Origin of the sequence: Desulfofundulus sp. (genome assembly GCF_049701015.1) — a bacterium.
Classification (GTDB): Bacteria; Bacillota; Desulfotomaculia; order Desulfotomaculales; family Desulfovirgulaceae; genus Desulfofundulus.
Map to the genome: position 1 here is coordinate 1 of NZ_JBNATZ010000305.1, position 2,715 is coordinate 2,715.

3 protein-coding genes are annotated in these 2,715 nt (G+C 50.2%); all 3 read right to left on the bottom strand.

Going from position 1 to position 2,715, the window contains the following annotated elements; all coding sequences use genetic code 11:
• The coding region (locus ACPLUI_RS13610; protein ID WP_424660790.1) for an NERD domain-containing protein at positions 1-923 on the bottom strand (923 nt) is incomplete at its 3' end.
• Entirely contained in the window at positions 920-1,525 is a 606-nt protein-coding gene (locus ACPLUI_RS13615) for a Zn-binding domain-containing protein (protein ID WP_424660791.1), read from the bottom strand. The genes ACPLUI_RS13615 and ACPLUI_RS13610, both read right to left, overlap by 4 nt.
• Positions 1,522-2,715: DrmB family protein (gene drmB / locus ACPLUI_RS13620; RefSeq protein ID WP_424660792.1), on the bottom strand; the 1,194-nt coding region annotated here is incomplete at its 5' end. The genes ACPLUI_RS13615 and drmB, both read right to left, overlap by 4 nt.

Here is a 2,715-nt window from a genome sequence, read left to right on the forward strand (position 1 = left end):
CTGCAAGCCTTAGGAACCATGGCCAAAGTAAGGGAAAAGGGATTAGTCCGGCTACCCATCTGTATGGACGGCAGGTCTACTACCTGCCTCTTGAGGTAACGGCTGAGATTATGATTGAAACAGAGAAAAATAACTTTTTTGCCTGCTAAAATACACCTTCGAGCATGTTCCAGACTCAACAGGGTTTTACCGGTGCCAGCGGTACCCTTTAATAAAATACGCGGGTTTTCAGCAGCCATTGCCAGGCGACTGGCCTGTTCCCGGGTTAGAGCTAGCAAATGGCTGTCAGTTTTTTCGACAATATAACCCAGAGAAGGAATAAACCCAAAATCTCCCCTCAGGTAGCCGGTTACGCGCTTGATCTGTGTTTTGGTCAATTTTTCTCCAGCAAATCCGTACTTCTCTTTCAATCGCTTTCTCCAGTAAGCAAAAACTCTGTGAATGTAACTGTCAATATCTTCAGGTACACTTCGGGCATCAAAAATTATTTCGGGTATAATATCCACACCTTTACAGGTGAATGGCATGTCCGGGAATACCACTCCGCAGGCGTACTGGCATTTAATCACCGGATCACCGGGCCCAAAATGTTTCTTCAGGTGATCGCGCAGTGAGTACATGGAGCTGACAACCTGATCAAAAGGTCCTTCCGTCCTGGCGTTTTCCCGGCCAAAACGGTCAGTAAAATACCAGACACCCTGCTCCCGGCGAACATGTCCCCCCTTGACTTCCAGGCAAAGAATCCCCTCTTCACAGACGATAACGAAATCAATCTCCCCGAAAACCTTTTCCCGGTGCTCGGCTATCCCCAGTGAATGCAGAACAACAAAATCGTCGCTCAAATTCTGCAGTGCCCTGAACAGTTTCTTTTCCCCGTCACTGGTTATGCTTTCTTCATAGAACGGGGGAATCATCCTGCTCATTGCTCCGGGTCCTCCCGATTGAGCAATTCGCTGAAAAATCCGATTGAACTGTTCTCAAGTGTACCTACCAGCGCAGCCCGGTCCAGATAACAGTTCCGCTTTTCACAGCTTGTTTCCGGAAGCAAGGTACAGGCATGACAGGCAGCCAGGTTCAGGGCGTCCATACCCTGCCCCGCCGATTGAATACACAGAGGGTCTTCCGAACACCAGCTGGCTCCTTCCAGCATACGGAGGAAAATATTCTCCAGCCGCCCGGGAAGTCCTTCCCTGACCAGACCTCCCAGGCTGCCTTCCGAATCGGTAGCGGCTGTATAAATAAGAATACCCGCCATGTCCGGCCGTTTTTCTTCACCCGTGAACGTACAGTAGATCCTTTCCTTCAAGGAAGCGCTGGAATAACCGCAGTCCAGGATGATCTGCCTGATCAGAAGATGTGCCAGTGTATGCAGCAATACATAACGCGGAGAAAAACCACTTCCTTTGCGGGCCAGATAGTGATCGGTAAACCGGGGTATGCTGTATCTCGCAATAACTGTAGGACGTTCTTCCCACTCGATAAGTCTGTCTTCTCTAAGCCTTATAAAGATACCCTCACCCTTCAATTCAACAGCAGGCAGCCAGTCTTTAGTTCCCGTCCGACCGGATTGTAGGTGGCCGGATCATCGATGTCGTACTCGGGATCAATCCGTTTAAATCCCACCAGCGCCATAACTTCACGCAAACGGACAGCCAGCACCACCCGTTCAATATAATCCTGCAGCAGGGATGGTACCGGGACGGTCTTTGTCTTGAACTCTCCTTCCTCATCTACCGAACCCTGCAAAAAAGCCCGGTATTCTCCTTCCATAATTTCCTGCCAGGTTCTGGGGCCGGCTGCCTCACCTCTATCACGTTTGTATTTCGCCTGCTGCCACAATTCTTCAGCTGTACAGGCACATATTTCGGTGAGGCGCCAGCTTTTGACTACCGTTTCAAAGGTAGTTCGATCATTTACCAGCGGTTCCAATAGACTCCATCTTTTGCCCAGTTCATACTGTATTTTTCGGCTCCAGGGAGGTATTGACAGTGCGCTTACATTAACCGGAAAATGCAGATTTGTTGCTCCGCGCAGCAGAGCGTACATCTTTTCGCTGCAGGGAACTGCATCCGTATCATTCAACCAAGGTCGACGACGCGTACAGGTGAAACTTTCCAGTCCCTTTCCCCCTACGCTGCCCAACATGCTCCGCCACTGGCCGCAACTCCGGCAGGTAATGATAATGCCGTCCAGCCCTGACTTTCTGGAACTCATGCTGATTTCCAGTTCCGGTGCCCGCGGCCCCCGGCACTCCTGGCCGCGGTGCACCCACCAGAGATAGGGAAAATCATCCAGATGCCCGTTCTTGCAGGCCACCACAAAACGTGATGGTATCAGGGACTTTTTGCATTTCGTGCAGTAAGGATGTCTGTTAACCGAAAAGTTGAATGACTTGAACGGAGCCAGCCGCCGGCATTTCGGACAGTACATCCAGGTCGGAAACCTGAAAGATAGAACCCCCATGTCCTCAGAAATTCCATTTTCATCATCGTCTCCCGGAGGTGTAACAAAATACTTCACGCCAAGATAAGACTGCAAATTTTCCTCGCGTAGATAGCAGCTACAATGTTCGGTGTTTTTCCAGAAATCTGTACCGGCAATAATTACCGATTCCCGCGGCAGACTGGCAATCGCTCCGCATCCGTAGGTGGTAATCAACTGGCTCCGTCTTAATTTACCGGCCTTTAACGATACCCTTTTTTTCCCGGCGAAACG